13 protein-coding genes and 2 pseudogenes are annotated in these 15,981 nt (G+C 69.2%); 8 read left to right on the forward strand and 7 right to left on the reverse strand.

Annotated features, from left to right (window positions below; all coding sequences use genetic code 11):
- The first annotated feature begins 6 nt into the window (after positions 1–6).
- Positions 7–1,122: a mechanosensitive ion channel family protein gene (locus QSJ95_RS16045; RefSeq protein WP_043266481.1), complete on the forward strand. Its 1,116-nt coding sequence runs from the start codon at positions 7–9 to the stop codon at positions 1,120–1,122.
- A gap of 9 nt (positions 1,123–1,131) precedes the next feature.
- Here the strand turns inward: QSJ95_RS16045 and QSJ95_RS16050 are convergent, their stop codons facing one another.
- Positions 1,132–2,202: a DUF748 domain-containing protein gene (locus QSJ95_RS16050; RefSeq protein ID WP_285643679.1), complete on the reverse strand. Its 1,071-nt coding sequence runs from the start codon at positions 2,200–2,202 to the stop codon at positions 1,132–1,134.
- Between the two features lie 354 nt (positions 2,203–2,556).
- Positions 2,557–4,683, reverse strand: a complete 2,127-nt coding sequence (gene katE / locus QSJ95_RS16055) for a catalase HPII (protein WP_285643681.1) — start codon at positions 4,681–4,683, stop codon at positions 2,557–2,559.
- A 183-nt stretch (positions 4,684–4,866) separates the two neighbouring features.
- Here katE and QSJ95_RS16060 point away from each other — a divergent pair, with 183 nt between their 5' ends.
- From QSJ95_RS16060 to QSJ95_RS16075, 4 genes are read left to right on the forward strand one after another with little or no spacing between them, the layout of a single operon-like run.
- On the forward strand, positions 4,867–5,892 hold the full coding sequence (locus QSJ95_RS16060; RefSeq protein WP_043266486.1) for an acyl-CoA dehydrogenase family protein: 1,026 nt from the start codon (positions 4,867–4,869) through the stop codon (positions 5,890–5,892).
- On the forward strand, positions 5,889–6,650 hold the full coding sequence (locus tag QSJ95_RS16065) for a PIG-L deacetylase family protein (RefSeq protein WP_285643685.1): 762 nt from the start codon (positions 5,889–5,891) through the stop codon (positions 6,648–6,650). Before QSJ95_RS16060 ends, QSJ95_RS16065 begins: the two co-directional genes overlap by 4 nt.
- Positions 6,647–7,231 carry a methyltransferase domain-containing protein gene (locus QSJ95_RS16070; RefSeq protein WP_285643687.1) on the forward strand — a complete coding sequence of 195 codons (585 nt, stop codon included), beginning with the start codon at positions 6,647–6,649 and terminating at the stop codon, positions 7,229–7,231. Before QSJ95_RS16065 ends, QSJ95_RS16070 begins: the two co-directional genes overlap by 4 nt.
- A complete protein-coding gene (locus QSJ95_RS16075) occupies positions 7,228–7,899 on the forward strand; it encodes a glycosyltransferase family 2 protein (RefSeq protein WP_285643688.1) in 672 nt (223 codons plus the stop codon). Before QSJ95_RS16070 ends, QSJ95_RS16075 begins: the two co-directional genes overlap by 4 nt.
- A 91-nt stretch (positions 7,900–7,990) precedes the next feature.
- On the opposite strand, the pseudogene QSJ95_RS16080 reads toward QSJ95_RS16075, so the two are convergent.
- Both QSJ95_RS16080 and QSJ95_RS16085 read right to left on the reverse strand, forming a co-directional pair.
- Positions 7,991–8,098 (reverse strand): annotated as a pseudogene (locus QSJ95_RS16080) (PSPA7_2676 family Cys-rich small protein); the annotation flags it as partial.
- Positions 8,099–8,150: 52 nt separating this feature from the next.
- Complete coding sequence (locus tag QSJ95_RS16085; protein ID WP_009619767.1) at positions 8,151–8,393, reverse strand: hypothetical protein; 243 nt, start codon at positions 8,391–8,393, stop codon at positions 8,151–8,153.
- A 531-nt stretch (positions 8,394–8,924) separates the two neighbouring features.
- On the opposite strand from QSJ95_RS16085, the pseudogene QSJ95_RS16090 reads away from it, so the two are divergent.
- Positions 8,925–9,074, forward strand: a pseudogene (locus QSJ95_RS16090) (con-10 family general stress protein); the annotation flags it as partial.
- Between the two features lie 484 nt (positions 9,075–9,558).
- The gene (locus tag QSJ95_RS16095; RefSeq protein WP_064583393.1) at positions 9,559–9,741 is read left to right on the forward strand and encodes a hypothetical protein; all 183 of its coding nucleotides are present in this window, start codon (positions 9,559–9,561) and stop codon (positions 9,739–9,741) included.
- An 82-nt stretch (positions 9,742–9,823) separates the two neighbouring features.
- Here the strand turns inward: QSJ95_RS16095 and QSJ95_RS16100 are convergent, their stop codons facing one another.
- From QSJ95_RS16100 to QSJ95_RS16110, 3 genes are all read right to left on the reverse strand, one after another.
- A complete protein-coding gene (locus QSJ95_RS16100) occupies positions 9,824–11,365 on the reverse strand; it encodes an FAD-dependent oxidoreductase (RefSeq protein WP_083280432.1) in 1,542 nt (513 codons plus the stop codon).
- A 131-nt stretch (positions 11,366–11,496) separates the two neighbouring features.
- Positions 11,497–12,468 (reverse strand): D-2-hydroxyacid dehydrogenase, encoded by a 972-nt coding sequence (locus QSJ95_RS16105; RefSeq protein ID WP_043266498.1) that lies wholly within the window; start codon positions 12,466–12,468, stop codon positions 11,497–11,499.
- Positions 12,469–12,480: 12 nt separating this feature from the next.
- Positions 12,481–13,872: an NAD(P)/FAD-dependent oxidoreductase gene (locus QSJ95_RS16110; RefSeq protein ID WP_069865568.1), complete on the reverse strand. Its 1,392-nt coding sequence runs from the start codon at positions 13,870–13,872 to the stop codon at positions 12,481–12,483.
- 944 nt (positions 13,873–14,816) lie between these two features.
- Between QSJ95_RS16110 and QSJ95_RS16115 the strand changes: the two genes are divergently transcribed.
- Positions 14,817–15,869: a GlxA family transcriptional regulator gene (locus QSJ95_RS16115; RefSeq protein ID WP_009619760.1), complete on the forward strand. Its 1,053-nt coding sequence runs from the start codon at positions 14,817–14,819 to the stop codon at positions 15,867–15,869.
- Positions 15,870–15,981: the final 112 nt, after the last annotated feature.

A 15,981-nucleotide genomic window follows, 5' to 3' on the forward strand; every position in this document is an offset into this window, starting at 1 on the left:
AACACCATGGCGTCGCTGAATTCCTGGCTCGACCTCGCCTTCCTCGGCCGCCTGCTGCTGGTGGTGGCCGCCGCCTTCGTGGTCGCCGGGCTGCTGCACCTGCTCATCGGCTCCCTGAGAAAGCGCCTGGCGGCCAGGACCAGCCAGTGGGCCCGCTATGCCTCGGCGATCGCCAACAGGACCAGCAACCTGCTGCTATTCGCCTTCTCGCTGATGCTGGCCCTCAAGCTGGTTGCCCTGCCGGGCAACTGGGAGGCGGCGCTGACCCATGGCTGGTTCGTCATCCTGGCGCTGCAGGTGGCCCTGTGGCTCGACGCCTGCGTGCGCCTGTGGACCGGCGAGCTGGCCCGCTCGCGCTTCGGCGGCATCCGCAACCCGGTGATGGCGACCCTCCTCTCGGTGGTGATCCTGATCGTCGTCTGGGCCGTGATGCTGCTGTCCATCCTGGCCAACCTGGGCGTCGACATCACCGCGCTGATCGCCAGCCTGGGTGTGGGCGGCATCGCCGTGGCGCTGGCCGTGCAGACCATCCTCAGCGACGTGTTCGCGTCCCTCTCGATCGGCTTCGACAAGCCCTTCGAGATCGGCGACTTCGTGGTGTTCGGCGACGTGGCCGGCACCATCGAGCACATCGGCCTGAAGACCACGCGCATCCGCAGCCTCAGCGGCGAGCAGATCGTCTGCTCGAACACCGAGCTGCTCAAGCAGACGCTGCATAACTACAAGCGGATGAACACCCGGCGCATCGTCTTCCAGTTCGGCATCAGCTATCGGACCTCGGCCGAGCAGGCCAAGGCGGTGGCGGAGCTGGTGAAGGAAATCATCGACGCCCAGCGCGAGGCGAAGTTCGACCGCGCCCACTTCCTTTGCTTCGACGAGAGCCGCCTGCTCTACGAGGTCGTCTACATCATGCAGACGGCCGACTACAACCGTTACATGGACGTGCAGCAGCAGATCAACCTGGGGCTGCTGGCCGGGGTGCAGGCGCTGGGCGTCGACTTCGCCTTCCCGGTCCGCGAGCTGCGCAACGTCGAGGCGCCGGGCGATGCCCCGCGCGGCCAGGAACGCCATTTCGCCCGCCCGCCGGCGCAGAACGGCGGCCAGGGCTCCACCAGCCATTGAGCGGGCGCCTCAGTCCTCGGGCGCGGAACGCTCGTAGCGCGCGCTGAACGCCTGGATGAAGGCGTTGCGCAGGATGCCGAGGAAGGCCTGGAACGCGCTGACGTCCCGGTCATGGATGTTGCCGCTGAGCTCGACGCGGGTCGCGAACTGGTCCTTGCGCTGGTTCTTCAGCAGCGTCTCGCCGCCGCCCACCAGCGCCTCCCAGATGGAGCGGAACAGGCCCTTGTCCTTCTCCTCCACGTCCTGCTGCCAGTTGAACACGTCGACGTCGCGCAGCAGCGGCTTGATGTAGCCGCTGAGCCGGCCCTCGTCCGCCCTGGCCTCGATCACCAGGGTGCCGTGGCCCTGGTTGAAGTCGAACTTGCCGTAGGCCGCGGCGAAGTCGTTCACCCGCCGCAGCTCCACGTCGCTGGCGCGCAGGCGCAGCTCGAAGTCCTCGAAGTTGGCGAAGGGGTCGAAGGACGCCTGCACTTCCAGCGGCGCCTGGCCGAACAGCTGGGCGTGACCTTCGAAGCGGGCCACCCGCTCGCCCTTCTCGTCCCTCACGTTGGTCAGGTTGTACAGGCTCGCCTGCACCGCGCTGGCGGTAAGGTGCACCGGCGGCCTGGAGCGGTAGTTGCGGAAGTGGATGCGGCCGTCGTCGATGCGCACCTCGTCCAGGGTGATGGGCAGCAGCTTGTCCAGCTGCTCGCGCCAGTCGGTGCCGGCGCCGCTCTGGGAGTCCTGGCGGTCGCCGCCGTCGACGAAGTTCAGCTGCGGCCGCAGGAACACCACCCGCGCCACGATGCCGTGGTCGTACCAGAGCGCGTGCCAGCTCACCGAAAGGTCGATCACCGGCGCGTCCAGCAGCGGCACCGGCACCTTGCCGTTGACCTTGACGATCTTCAGGCCATTGATCCGGTAGGCCCCGCGCCACAGCGCGAGATCGACGTCGGCGAGCTGGCCGTGGTAGTCGCCCATGCGGTCGAGCTTGCCGTTGAGGTAGTCGCGGATCACGTAGGGCAACGCGATATGCGCGACCAGCAGCAACGCCAGGATCGCCAGGACGCTCGACAGGAGCAGGCTGTAGCGTCTTTTCATCACCGCCTCCGGAGCTTCTCTGGCAGTGGACTGGCGCAGCGGACGGCGAGTTCAGTGCGGTGGCGGCCAGTCCGCGATGGGTGCGGCCAGACGAATGTGGAGTCAGGGTTGGCAACGGTGTGTGGGCGAAGTCCGTTGCCCTCACCCCAGCCCTCTCCCAGAGGGAGAGGGGGCTGTCCGTGCCATCGGGGTGTCCGGTGCGCTCGGTGAGTCTAATCGCGGACAAAGTCCGCTCCTACGCCCCCGGCAAACACAACCCGTAGGATGGCGTTGAGCGAAGCGATACCCATCACCACAACCGGCAAGACAGTTGCTCCTACGTCCGTGCCTTCTGGCCGTAGGAGCGTCCCCACGTCACGCCGGTACCGCCCCCACCTGCGCCTCCCTCGCCCAGATACGATGCTGCAGCAATGCGTTCTTCAACCCGCCGAACACATCCCGCGCCGCCGCCCCCATCACCAGGCCATCGTCCGGCTGCAGCCCCAGTTGCCCCGGCAACGCCTGCGCATCGCCGCTGAAGGCCAGCGGCTTGAGGTGCTTGTAGGCCTCCAGCAGGTAATGCAGACCACGGCCGTCCCCGCCAAGCGTGACCGCCACCCCGCCCGGCACGTAGACCGCGTCGAAGGCCACCGAGGGCAGGCCGTCCCAGGTGCCCTGGGGCGCCAGGCTGGTGCCGCTGTCGGTCTTGACCGGCGCCGCCGTGGGGCCGATCAGCTTGGCGCTGGCGCCCTCCGCGCCCAGGGCCTGGAGCATGTCGCCTATCTCGCTTTCGCTGGCGCCGTCGGCCACCAGGATCGCCACTTTGCGCGAACGGATGTCGCCGGCCAGCAGGTTCACCTGGCTGAGCGCCGGCGATGGCTGCGGCGCCGGGCGCTGCGGGGCCTTCGCCGTGACCTGCACGCCGATCTGCGCGGCCACCCGCGCGGCCAGCTGGGCGTCGATGTTCACCAGCACCTCGTTGATCTCGCGCTCGCGGATCGCCTGGCGCTCCACCTTGCCCAGCTCGAAGGCGTAAGCGGCCACCACGTGATTCTGCTCGGCCTCGCTCAGGCTGTGCCAGAACAGCGCGGCCTGGCTGAAGTGGTCGGCGAAGGACGCCGCGCGCTCGCGCACCTTGCTGCCGGTCATCGGCTCGTGGTAGCTGACGAAGCCGCCCTGGCGCGCCGCCGGCGGGGTTTCCCGGGGCCAGCCGGCGTCGATGGAGTTGGGCTCGTAGGAAGCCCGCCCGCGGTGCAGGCTGTGCTGGTGGTAGGCGTCGCGCTGGTTGTTGTGGAACGGGCACAGCGGCTGGTTGATCGGGATCTGGTTGAAGTTCGGCCCGCCCAGGCGCAGCAGCTGGGTGTCGGTGTAGGAGAACAGCCGGCCCTGCAGCAGCGGGTCGTTGCTGAAATCGATGCCCGGCACTATGTGGCCGACGTGGAAGGCCACCTGCTCGGTCTCGGCGAAGAAGTTGTCCGGGTTGCGGTCCAGCACCATGCGCCCGAGCAGCTGCACCGGCACCTGTTCCTCGGGCACCAGCTTGGTGGCGTCGAGCAGGTCGAAGTCGAACTTGTCCTGATCGTCCTCGGCGATCACCTGCACGCCCAGCTCCCATTCCGGGTAGTCGCCCTTCTCGATGTCCTCCCAGAGCGTGCGGCGGTTGAAGTCCGGGTCCTTGCCGGCGAGCTTCTGCGCCTCGTCCCAGACCAGCGAGCAGGTGCCGGACTTCGGCCGCCAGTGGAACTTCACCAGGTGGCTCTCGCCGTTGGCGTTGACCAGGCGGAAGGTATGCACGCCGAAGCCCTGCATGTTGCGGAAGGCGATGGGGATGGCGCGGTCGGACATCAGCCACATGACCATGTGCGCCGACTCCGGCTGCAGCGAGACGAAGTCCCAGAAGGTGTCGTGGGCCGAGGCGCCGGTGGGGATTTCGTTGTGCGGCTCGGGCTTCACCGCGTGGACGAAGTCGGGGAACTTGATCGCGTCCTGGATGAAGAACACCGGCATGTTGTTGCCCACCAGATCGAAGTTGCCCTCCTCGGTGTAGAACTTCACCGCGAAGCCGCGCACGTCGCGCACGGTGTCGGCCGAGCCGCGCGGGCCCTGCACGGTGGAGAAGCGCACGAACACCGGGGTGCGCTTGCCGGCCTTGCCCAGGAACGCCGCCTTGGTCAGCGCGCTGCAGTCCTCGTAGGCCTCGAAATAGCCGTGGGCCGCCGAGCCGCGGGCATGCACCACGCGCTCGGGGATGCGCTCGTGGTCGAAGTGGGTGATCTTCTCGCGCAGGATGAAGTCTTCGAGCAGCGAGGGGCCGCGCGGGCCGGCGCGGAGGCTGTTCTGGTTGTCGGCGATGCGCGTGCCGGTATTGGTGGTCAGGGCCTGCCCGGTGGCGTCCTCGCGGTAGCGCTCCAACTGCTCCAGCTTCTCGTTGCCGTTGCCGCGGTCGGTGGTCTGGGTCCCCGCCAGTTGGCTCTGCTTGCCGGACTCTTTGTTCTGCGTCATCTGTCCATCTCCTGATCAGGTGGGCGGCGCCCATGGGCGCGCTGGCTCTTGGTTGGGGGCGGGCGCGGCGGCGGAGTTCAGGCTTTTTTCCCCGGCGGTAGGCCGGCGGCGCGTTCGGCGCTTGGTTTGAACCTCAGGCCTTGCCCGGCAGTCGGCTGGGAAACGACCTTCGCCGGAGCCGCCATGTCCCACGACCTGCCCACCGGCCTGCTGCAGGCCCTCGCCGACTTCGAACTCCCCCGCGACCTCAGCCGCCAGCCCGACACGCTGGGCCGGCGCCTGCGCGAGCTGTGCGCCGCCGGCCTCGACCAGTTGCCCCGCCCCGGCGGCGGCCACACCCTGCAGCGCTGGCAGGCGCTGGCCACGGTGGCCGGCGCCGACCTGTCGCTGCTCAAGCTGTACGAAGGCCACACCGATGCCCTGGCGATCCTCGCCGAGCTGGCCCCCGAAGTGCCGCGGCGCCCCGGCGTCTGGGCGGTGTGGGCCGCCGACCCGCCAAGCCAGCGGGTACGCATCGAGGCGCGCCGGGGCGACGAGGTGCGCATCAGCGGGGTCAAGCCCTGGTGCTCCGGCGCCGCCCAGGTGAACCAGGCGCTGCTCAGCGTCCGGGATGAGAACCAGCGCCCGCAACTGGTGGCGGTGAGCCTGAAGCAGCCGGGCGTGCAGGTCGCCGAGGGCGGCTGGAACGCGGTGGGCATGGCCGCCACCGCCAGCGTCGAGGTCAGCTTCGAGGCAGCCGGGGCGCGTTGCGTGGGCGGGCCGCTGGCCTACCTGGAACGCCCCGGCTTCTGGCACGGCGCGGCGGGCATCGCCGCCTGCTGGTACGGCGCGGCCAGCCGCCTGGCCAGCTACCTGCACCACGGCCACACCGACGACCCGCACGCCATGGCCCACCTGGGCGCGGTGGACGCCGCCCTGGCCGGCGCCGCCGGCGCGCTGCGCGAATGCGCCGGCTGGATCGACGACAACCCCGACGCCTGCGCCGAACTCTGCGCCCGGCGCGTGCGGGCCCAGGTCGAGGGTGCCGTGGAGGCGGTGCAATGGCACGTCGGCCGCGCCCTGGGCGCCACGCCCTTCTGCCGCGACCAGCATTTCGCCCAGTTGGCCGCCGACCTGCCGGTATTCCTGCGCCAGAGCCACGGCGAGCGCGACCTGGCCTTCCTCGGCCTGCGCCTGGCCGCCCAGGCCGCCGAGGCCTGGGCGCTATGAGCGCGGCGCAGGACCCGATAGCCGCGGCCGGCGCCGGCACCGACCCGCAGGCCTGGCGCGCCTGCCGGGCGCTGCAGCGCTTGCCGCGGATCACCCCGCAGACGCTGCTGGGCGACGGGCGCCTGGTGCTGGTGGCGCCGCACCCCGACGACGAGGTGCTCGGCTGCGGCGGCCTGCTCGCCAGCCAGGGCGACTGGGCCGGCGAGCTGCTGCTGGTGTCGGTCACCGATGGCGAGGCCAGCCACCCCGGCTCGTCCCGCTGGACGCGCGAACGCCTGCGCGAAGTGCGCCCGCAGGAGAGCCGCGAGGCCCTCGCCCGCCTCGGCCTGGACCTGCCGCGCCTGCGCTGGCGGCGCCTGGGCATGGCCGACGGCCAGGTCGACGCGGCCACCCTCGATAGCGCCCTGCGCGGCCTGCTGCGCCCCGGCGACAGGCTGCTCAGCACCTGGCGCCGCGACGGCCACCCGGACCACGAGCAGGTCGGCCTGGCCTGCGCGGCGGCAGCCGCTACTTCCGGTGCGCGCCATTGCGAAGTGCCGATCTGGGCCTGGCACTGGGCCGCCCCCGGCGACCCGCGCCTGCCCTGGGCGCGGGCCCGGCGCCTGGACCTGGACGCACGCGCCCGGGAGTGCAAGCGCCGGGCCATCGCCGCCCACGCCAGCCAGCTGCAAGCGGACCCCACCCGCGGCGCCGGCCCCATCCTCGGCCCGCACCTGCTGGAAACCCTCAGCCAACCCTTCGAGGTGTACTTCCTGTGAGCCTGCCCGCCAGCCATTTCGAGGCGCTGTACGCCGACGATCCCGACCCCTGGGCCTTCCGCACCCGCTGGTACGAACGGCGCAAGCGCGCGCTGCTGCTGGCCTGCCTGCCGCGCCCGCGCTTCGCCCGCGGCTTCGAGCCGGCCTGCGCCAACGGCGAACTGAGCATCGAACTGGCCCAGCGCTGCGACGAACTGCTGTGCAGCGACCCCAGCGCCACCGCCGTGAGCCTGGCACGCCAGCGCCTGGCCAGTTGCGAGCACGCCCGCGTGCGCCAGGGCGGCCTGCCCCAGGACTGGCCCGCCGGCCGTTTCGACCTGGTGGTGCTCAGCGAGCTGGGCTACTACCTCGATGCGGAGTCCTGGCGCCTGGCCTGCGAACGCGCCGCCGCCAGCCTGGAGCGCGGCGCCGCGCTGGCGGCCTGCCACTGGCGCCATCCGATCCAGGGCTGCGAACTGGCCGGCGACGCCGTCCATGCCCTGCTCGCCGAGGCCATGGGCATGACGGCGCGGGTCTGCCACCTGGAACCGGACTTCCGCCTGGAGCTGTGGTTCGACGGCAACGCCGGGGCCGCCCCGTGATCGGCGTGCTGGTGCCGGCGCACAACGAGGAACAGCGCCTGCGTGGCTGCCTGTTGTCACTGCTGGAAGCGGCGCGCCACCCGGCCCTGAACGGCGAGCCGGTAACCGTGCTGGCAGTGCTCGACAGCTGCACCGACGGCAGCGCGGCCATCGCCGCCGAGCTGAGTGTGGCGGTGCTGCCGGTGAGCGCGCGCAACGTCGGCCAGGCCCGCCGCGCCGGCGCCCAGCACCTGCTGGGCCTGGGCGCGCGCTGGCTGGCCTGCACCGACGCCGACAGCCGCGTCGGCCCCGACTGGCTGGCGCGCCAGCTGGCCTTCGATGCCGAGGCGGTGTGCGGCACGGTGCGCCTGGACGACTGGTCGGCCCATGCCCCCGAGGTGCAGGCGCGCTACCTGCGCCACTACCAGTCCCGCGAGGGCCACCGCCACGTGCACGGCGCCAACCTGGGCATCTGCGCCCTCGCCTATCGCCGCGCCGGCGGCTTCCGCCCGCTACCGACCGACGAGGACGTGCACCTGGTGCGCGACCTGGAACGCTGCGGCGCGCGCATCGTCTGGACGCACCAGACCTGCGTGACCACCAGCGCCCGCCGCGACTACCGCGCCCACGGCGGTTTCGGCGCCTACCTGGAGAGCCTCGCCGAACTGCCGCTGGCGCAGGGCGAATGAGCCATCGCCGGCGCCCCCGCGAGCGGCCGATCGCCCTCGACCAGCAGCCAGGGGCTCGGGGCAGCTCGGCCGCGGCGGCGTAACGGTGCGCGCCGCAGCGCCGGCAGCACTGGTGCAGCAGGCGCTCGCGGCCCACTTCCAGCACCTCCCGGCCTTCCCACTCGCAGCCCCTGAGCAGGCACAACAGGGCGGACTTCATGCCGATGGCCCCCTGCCCGGGGCGGCTTGCAAGGTTTCATCACGCGCCAGCCTCAGGCCACGCCATCCAGGGCGCCGGCCTGCCAGCCGTCGCCGGGGCCGGGCTCGCCCTCGCAGGGCGTCAGCGGGACGATGCGCAGCTCGGTGATGTCCGCCGGGTTGCTGTCCGAATGCAGGCTTTCCAGCTGGAAGCGCGCCTGGTCGGGAGTCAGGTTGCCGCTGGGGGCATCCACCTCGTGGGAGCAGGGCTGGCCTTCGAGCTCGTAATGGATGCGAAAGCGCGGGGGCTGCGCCATGGTCGTGTTCCTCCGTGGTGCGTGGTCTCCGGCTGACCGGCGCTCCGGGCCAAGGTTCAGCCGCGCTCGCCGACCGGCCTACCGCGCCAAGGACGCCGCGGAGGAACAGGATGGTGTTGAGCTTGCGAAACCCATGCGGTTGCGCCGATGGGTATCGCTTCGCTCAACACCATCCTACGAAAAGCCATGCTCGCTCCTACGCAACCCCACCCGCGCCATTCCCCTGATAGGAGCGCGCCCTGCGCGCGAATCGCGGGCAGGGCCTCCTACAATTCCAGGGAGGTACGGTTTTGCCCCCGCACCGAGGCGCTCTTCGTAGGATGGGTATCGCTTCGCTCAACACCATCCTACGAAGCCCCTCGCGGACGCCTTCCGGCGCCTGATCCGACGGTGCTTCAACCACTGGCGAAACTTCTTCGAACCATTGTCCGGCGATGCCTTCCCAGTAACTGTGTGGGCCGACTGGCGGCCCACCCAATGGATGCGATGCATCCGAGGAGCACTTTCATGACTTCCAAAAACACCAACCCCGGCAACTTCGCCAACGATCGCGAAAAAGCCTCCGAGGCAGGGAAGAAAGGCGGTCAGCAAAGCGGCGGCAACTTCGCCAACGACCGTGAGAAAGCCTCCGAAGCCGGCCGCAAGGGCGGGCAGCACAGCCATGGAGGCGGGCGCAGCTAAGCCCTCACCCGGTGGAGCCTTTGGCTCCACCGGGGACCCGGCCGGACCGCGTGCCCGAGCTTTGCGGCAAAAAGCGTTTTGAAGGCAAACAGCAACTTGGCCGTGGACTTTCCAGGCGGTCCATCGCTTCCGCTGGCGCATTCTGCACGAAACATCCACTACGCCGCAGGCCCTCCCGAGTCATGGCTCATTCCTCCTGAGAGGTTTCGCTCAATGGGCAAGGCCCTGTTCGCGAGCCCGGCACTGTCGACTTTCGCGGCCGTTTCGCCGACGTCCGCTAAGGCTTCCACACTTTCGGCACCGGCTAGTCATGTTGGCAAAGCCGGTGTCTTAGACCTGCATCCGTGTCTCCCTGGTGGAGCCTCAGGCTGCCCGCCAGGAACTTCCGCATTCGGCGTCCCGCAGCCTCTCTCGATGCTCCTCTGCAGCGTGCTCGGCACCGCTACCCATGAACGCTATAGCCCTCGCCGGTCATGATGTATTCATGTGCGAAAGCACTGGTGGCGGCTGGGGCAACCCGCACCAGCGCCCGGCTAACGACGTGCTGGAAGGCGTGCTGGACGAATACATCAGCATCGAATCGTCGAAATTGCGCTACGGCGTGGTCATCGACCCCGCGACGCTGAAGATCGACGTCGTGGCCACCGCGGCCCTTCGGGCCCGATAACCAGCCACAGCGGGTCTACAAGACCTCCCCCATCCAGACTCTGCTCCCCCTGGATGGGGGGATTTTCATTTCGGGACAACCGTCATGTCGTCCCAGACAAGCTGAAATCCCCAGCAGGAGGGAGACCAATTGGGGTATCGCCCCAGAGTTGGCGGTATACCTGGGCGGTGTCCTGCTCGAAATGGCACAGCTCTTCCTGACGACGGGCCTCGGACCAGCCGAGCCTCGTAGCAGCGATCCGCGAGAGCTCCTCCGCCCTGCCCCGTCCCAGGTCGGGGTCGAGGCCATTGCGCAGGCGGCGGCGGATGAGGTCGGCAAGGCGCACCACGTGCTCGCCGGCGATGATCCTGTCGAGGTCGGCGAGGTCGATGGCCTTGCCGGCCAGCAGGCCCTTGGGCGCCCTGCCGCGCTTGCCCAGGCGCGCCTCCACCGCCTTGGCGACCAGCCTGGCGGCGTGCCGGTGCAGCATGATGGTCGAGCCGGTCAGGGTGAGGATGCCCGGCCGTTGCGGCTCCTCGGAAAGGCGCACAGGCAGGCTGGTGGTCCGGCCGTCCAGGCTTGAAGTCGGGCGCACGCCGCACCAGCAGTGGTGGACGTGCTCGCGGCCGAGCTTCAGGTCGGGGAACAGCCGGTTGGCCTCGCCGAGGATGTAGTCGATCTCGGCATCCTGGACGCGCACCTCGTCCGGGTCGTCGGTGAAGACGGTTTCGGTGGGACCGATGAAGTGGTAGTCCCGCCAGGGGAATACGTAGAAGGGTTCGTTCCTGCTGGAGAACGCTTCCAGCCCCTGCCCCTGGTAGGCGGCCGGCAGGCGGACCATGACGTTCACTCCCTTGATCCCCAGCACGCGCCGGGCCGCATCGCCGCCCGCGCCGGGCACGCGGTCCACCCAGGGCCCGGCTGCGTTGACCACCAGGCGGGCCTTGAGCCGCGCCCGGCCGATGCATTCGGGGGCACGCTCGCGCAGCGTGACCTCCCAGCCCTCCGCGGCCGGGGCTATGTTCTCCACCTCGGCATAGGTGCGAATCCGCGCGCCCCGCCGCTCCGCGTCCAGCGCGGTGTCCACGCAGATGCGCTCCGGCCACGCGTACATGTATTCCTCGAACACGCCGACGCCCTTCAGCGTCCCGCCCAGCCCCGCCGCCAGGGCGCTCTCGCTGGCGGCCTGCGCAGGGGATAGGCGGCGGTAGGCCAGGGGCACCTTCCAGCCGCCCAGGGCCTCCACCAGCCGGAAGCCCATGTCCACCAGCCAGGTCGGGTAGCGGTCGCCTTGCCGGAAGGGATAGTGGAAGCGGTGGCGGGTCAGGTGGCCGGGCATCTCGCGCACCAGCTCGGCCCGGCACTGCATCACATCGCGCGTGTAGCGCAGCTTCCGGAGCATGTCGAGTGGGCGGAACGGCATCTGCCACAGCGGGTAGCGGGCGGCCAGGTAGCCCAGGCCCGAGTAGAGCATGCGGCTCGAGCGCGACGAGGTGCCGGCGCCGATGTCGCCGCGGTCGACCAGCAGCGTGCTGAAGCCGCGCCCGGCCAGTTGCCGGGCCGCGGCGCACCCCACGGCGCCAGCGCCCACGACGACGACGTCGTAGAGCTCACCTTCGAGCTGTTCCAGCGGGGGACGATTCATCTGCATACCTCGTTGATTGTCGTTGGACGTCAGGTTGCATCTGATAAAAAAGTGCTGCGCACCTTTGCCGGTGGGCAGCACAAGTGGAGATCGTTAAGCTCAGCCCGCCGCGCGGCAGGCCGGGCCGGTGTTCACTTGAGCACCCCGAGCCGTTGCGCGCCGTCGCTCGAGGCGACGAACTCGGCGATGTTGCCGACGCTCTGGTCGATCAGCCGCTGCATCGCATCGTTGCTGCTCCAGGCCACGTGCGGCGTGAGGATGAAGTTGTCCTGCTCGATCAACTGCAGGATCGGGTTGTCCGGCTGCACCGGCTCGTCCACCAGCACGTCCAGCGCGGCGCCGCCGAGGCGCCCGGCGAGCATCGCCTCGATCAGCGCGGCCTCGTTGACCACGCCGCCGCGGCCGGTGTTGACGATCACCGCGTCGGGCTTCATCCGCGCCAGCTCGGCGGCGCCGACCAGGTCGCGGGTCTCGTCGGTCAGCGGGCAGTTGATCATCAGCACGTCGCTGAGCTGCAGCAGCGTGTCCAGCGGTACGTAGCTGGGCCCGGCGTAGCGGCCGCCGCGGTCATGGAAGACCACGTGCATGCCGATGCCCCTGCCCAGCTCGGCCACGCGCTTGCCGATGGGGCCGTTGCCGACGATGCCGAGCACGCGGCCGCGCAGGTCGCGGATCGGGTAGTCGAAGTAGATGTTCCTGGGCTCGGCGGCGCCGCTGCGTACCCGCTGCATCAGGCGGCTGTAGCTGGAGACCTTGCGGAACAGCTCGAACATCATCGCCACGGCATGCTCGGCCACCGAGTAGGTGGCGTAGCCCGGCACGTTGCTGACCTTGATGCCGTGCGCCCGGCAGTAGTCCAGGTCGACGATATCGGTGCCGGTCAGCGCCAGGGAGATCATCCGCAGGTCGGGCAACTGGGCCAGGTGTTCCTCGCGCAGCGGCACGCTGCAGGTCAGCGCCACGCTGGCGCCGCGCAGGTGCTCCACCACCTGTTCCGGGCGCGTGTAGCGGTGGCTGACCCAGGTGTGCTCGAAAGGCAGCTTCGGCACGCGGACGTCGGGCCCGATGCCTTCGTCGTCGAGGAAGACGATGCGATGCTTCATTGGAATGCTTTCCTATTTCTTCTGGGCGGGAACGTAGCCGGCGGGGGCCAGCGCGGCGAGCTGCGAGGTCAGGAAGCTGGCGTCCAGGTTGCGGTCCTCCAGGGACTCCTTGCGCACCAGCGCGTCACGCACCAGGTGGGCGCCGATGAAGCGGAACGGCTCCGGCGGGAACAGCTTCATCTTCTGGTTGACCAGGCCGCAGTTGGCCCACTCGTCGTTGGCCTCCTCCACCAGCGACTTGATGATCCGGCTGGCGAACACCGTGGTGCCGACGCCATTGCCGGAGAAGCCGATGCCGAACACGATGTTCGGGTGGCCGCCCAGCTGGCCGAAGTTCGGCAGACCCTTCATGGCGCGGTCGATCGGGCCGGTCCAGCTACTGACGATGGGCACGTCGCTCAGTTGCGGGTAGAAGCTGCGCATCTCGGCAGCCACCTTCTGCGCCGCCGGCGTCGGGCGCTCGTAGAGGTCGCCGATCCTGCCGGCGAAAGCGAACTGCCCCAGCGGCTTGCCGAAGACGATGCGCCCGTCGGGGGTGTTGCGGTAGTAGTTGAGCACGGTGCGCGAGTCGGTGATGCACTCGCCGCCGCTGAAGCCGATCTGATCCAGGCGTTCCTTGACCGGCGCGGTGACCACCATGTCGCTGGACATGACCGCGATCATCCGGCGCAGCTCGGGGAACTGCGCGCCCCAGGCGTTCATGGCGACGACCACCTTCTTCGCCCGCACGCTGCCCTGCGCGGTATGCACCACCGGCTGCTCGGAGCGCTCCAGGGTGGTCAGCGGCGACTTCTCGTAGATCACCACGCCCAGCTCCAGGGCCACCCGGCGCAGGCCGCGGGCCAGCATCGCCGGCTGCACGGTGGCGGCGTTGGGGTCGAAGATGCCGCCCATCATCCGCGCCGAACCAGTGCGCCGGCGCACCTCCTCGCGGGTGAGGTTGCGGAAGGGGTTGACGCCATGGCGTTCGAGGCTGTCGGTGAGCACCTTCCAGGAGTCCACCTGGCGCTGGTTGCTGGCGGTCCACAGCCAGCCGTCCTTGCGGTACTGCGCGTCGATGCCGTGCTCGCGGCAGAAGCTGCCGATCTCGTCGATGGCCGATTCGGCGGCCTCGCAGATGCGCCGCGCTTCCTTCTCGCCGCAGATGCTCATCACCGACAGGTACTTCGCCCACCAGTTGGTGGCGATGCCGCCGTTGCGGCCGCTGGCGCCGGAGCCGCAGCGGTCGCGCTCGACGATGACGATCCGGCGCTCGGGGTGCGCCTGCTTCAGGCGGATCGCCGACCACAGGCCGAGGAAACCTCCGCCGACGATGCAGACGTCGGCCTGCTCATTACCCTTGAGCGAGGGGGCGAGGTGACAATCGCGATCCAGCGCCTGCGCATACCAAAAGCCACGGTACATGTGTATTCACCCACTGCGAATGTGATGGTTAGAACACATGTTGCCGAAGGGGACGGCCGGCCACTATCAGGTTACGGACAGATGCTAGAAGCCCGCTGCCGAGTCAATGCCGTTCGCTTGGGAAAGGATGCCGTTTCTCTGGCTGGGGGGAACGGGATTTTCATAGGGGCCGAGGCTATGGCTCGTTTGCGGCTCTTGGTCCTGCGCTCAGATCTACAGGGGCGTTCCGGTGCGCTCGGGTATTTCACCGTAGGGCGCATAACGCCTATGGCGTTATCCGCCGAATCGCGGACGGAGTCCGCTACGCAGCCCCACCCGCACCATTCCCATGTAGGAGCGCGCCCTGCGCGCGATTCGCGGGCAGGGCCCGCTCCTACAGGTAGCCGGGAAGCACGGTATTTCTCCGTAGCGGACCTTGTCCGCGATGGCCGGACATATCGGCGCGGTTCGCGGATGAGATCCGCTCCTACGCTGCCCCACCCGCGCCATTCCCATGTAGGAGCGCGCCCTGCGCGCGATTCGCGGGCAGGGCCCGCTTACGGTTCAAGGAAGCACGGGCGTAGGAGCAACTGTCTTGCCGGCTGCACCGAGATGCGCCTCAACGGATGGGTTGAGCCTTGGCGAAACCCATACGGTCGTGGTGATGGGTATCGCTTCGCTCAACACCATCCTACGAAAAGCCATGCTCGCTCATGCGGAGCGGACCTTGTCCGCGATTGGATTCACCGGCCACGCCGGACGCCCCGCTGGCACGGCCAGCTGTCCGAAATCCCCCGGGGGGCGCCGAAATCTTATAGATTCCGAGAGCGTTGTTATATTTAAGACAGCCGGCCGGGATTAAGCTGCAGCCATCGCAGGGCATCGCGCGTGCGGCGCGGCCCCTGGCGATGCGACCTGGAGCGCCCGGCCCCTGCCGCCAGGGCATGAGGTAGAGGACAACAATAATGAAGATGTCCAGTGTGTACGAACCCGGTGGCGACGACGCCGAAGCCCCGGTGGTGAAGCCCGACCTGCGGGTGGGCTTCATCCTGATGAACCAGTTCACCCTGGTGCCCGTGGCCGGCCTGGTGGACTCGCTGCGCTTCGCCGCCGACAAGTCCTTCCGCAGCCAGCAGATCTTCTGCAAGTGGGACTGGATGACCTGCGACGACCAGCCGGTGACCGCCAGCTGCGGCATGCCGATCTCCCCGACCAAGCCGCTGAGCGTCATCGACCAGTACGACTACGTGGTGCTGGCCGGCGGCCTGCTGAGCGAGACGCGCAACCCGCCCGAATCCCTGCTGCAGCTGCTGCGCGAACTGCGCGCGGCCAAGACGCCGATCATCGGCCTGTGCTCAGGCTCCTTTGTGCTGGGCAAGGCCGGCCTGCTCGACGGCCGCCGCTGCGCCGTGCACTTCACCATCCGCGAGGAGTTCATGCAGCGCTTCCCCGAAGCGGAAGTGCTGGTGGACAAGAGCTACGTCGACGACGACGGCATCATCACCTGCCCCGGCGGCACCGCCATCGACCTGGCGGCCAAGCTGATCAGCCGCCACTGCGGGCTGATCCGCGCGCAGAAGGGCCTGGAATACCTGCTGGTGGACGACGAGGAAATCCAGCGCCAGGCCAGCGACGACAAGGCCCCGGTGACCGAGCTGCACGTCTACAAGAACGCCCTGGTGGAGCGCGCCATCGCCTACATGCGTAACCACATGGACTCGCCCACCTCGCTGCGCGAAGTGGCGGAAAGCATCGGCACCAACGAGCGCCAGCTGCACCGTGCCTTCATGTCCAGCACCAACGAGTCGCCCGCCCAGTACTGGCGCAAGCTGCGCCTGGACGAGGCGCGCAAGATGCTGATGAACACCGAGCTGCACGTCACCCAGATCGCCTACCTGACCGGCTTCTCCGACGCCTCGCACTTCATCCTCTGGTTCCGCAAGCAGTTCGGCGAAACGCCCTGCTCGTTCCGCAAGCGCCGCCACGACGTGGAAAAACTGATAAATTCCGGCCACTGAACGGCCCGCTCGCAGCGCCCTGCCGCCCCGGCGGCAGGCGCACGGCAACCCCGCATCTCATCCGCTCCCCCCACACAATCCCAGGGAAGGCCCCTGACGCCAGGCTCGGCGC

The sequence above is a fragment of the Pseudomonas sp. NBRC 100443 genome (assembly GCF_030268185.1).
Lineage (GTDB): Bacteria > Pseudomonadota > Gammaproteobacteria > Pseudomonadales > Pseudomonadaceae > Pseudomonas > Pseudomonas citronellolis.

Coding starts and splice junctions, on each gene's coding strand:
- QSJ95_RS16045 (WP_043266481.1), top strand. CDS start 7: ATGGCGTCGCTGAATTCCTGGCTCGACCTCGCCTTCCTCGGCCGCCTG.
- QSJ95_RS16050 (WP_285643679.1), bottom strand. CDS start 2,202: ATGAAAAGACGCTACAGCCTGCTCCTGTCGAGCGTCCTGGCGATCCTG.
- katE (WP_285643681.1), bottom strand. CDS start 4,683: ATGACGCAGAACAAAGAGTCCGGCAAGCAGAGCCAACTGGCGGGGACC.
- QSJ95_RS16060 (WP_043266486.1), top strand. CDS start 4,867: ATGTCCCACGACCTGCCCACCGGCCTGCTGCAGGCCCTCGCCGACTTC.
- QSJ95_RS16065 (WP_285643685.1), top strand. CDS start 5,889: ATGAGCGCGGCGCAGGACCCGATAGCCGCGGCCGGCGCCGGCACCGAC.
- QSJ95_RS16085 (WP_009619767.1), bottom strand. CDS start 8,393: ATGGCGCAGCCCCCGCGCTTTCGCATCCATTACGAGCTCGAAGGCCAG.
- QSJ95_RS16095 (WP_064583393.1), top strand. CDS start 9,559: ATGTGCGAAAGCACTGGTGGCGGCTGGGGCAACCCGCACCAGCGCCCG.
- QSJ95_RS16100 (WP_083280432.1), bottom strand. CDS start 11,365: ATGAATCGTCCCCCGCTGGAACAGCTCGAAGGTGAGCTCTACGACGTC.
- QSJ95_RS16105 (WP_043266498.1), bottom strand. CDS start 12,468: ATGAAGCATCGCATCGTCTTCCTCGACGACGAAGGCATCGGGCCCGAC.
- QSJ95_RS16110 (WP_069865568.1), bottom strand. CDS start 13,872: ATGTACCGTGGCTTTTGGTATGCGCAGGCGCTGGATCGCGATTGTCAC.
- QSJ95_RS16115 (WP_009619760.1), top strand. CDS start 14,817: ATGAAGATGTCCAGTGTGTACGAACCCGGTGGCGACGACGCCGAAGCC.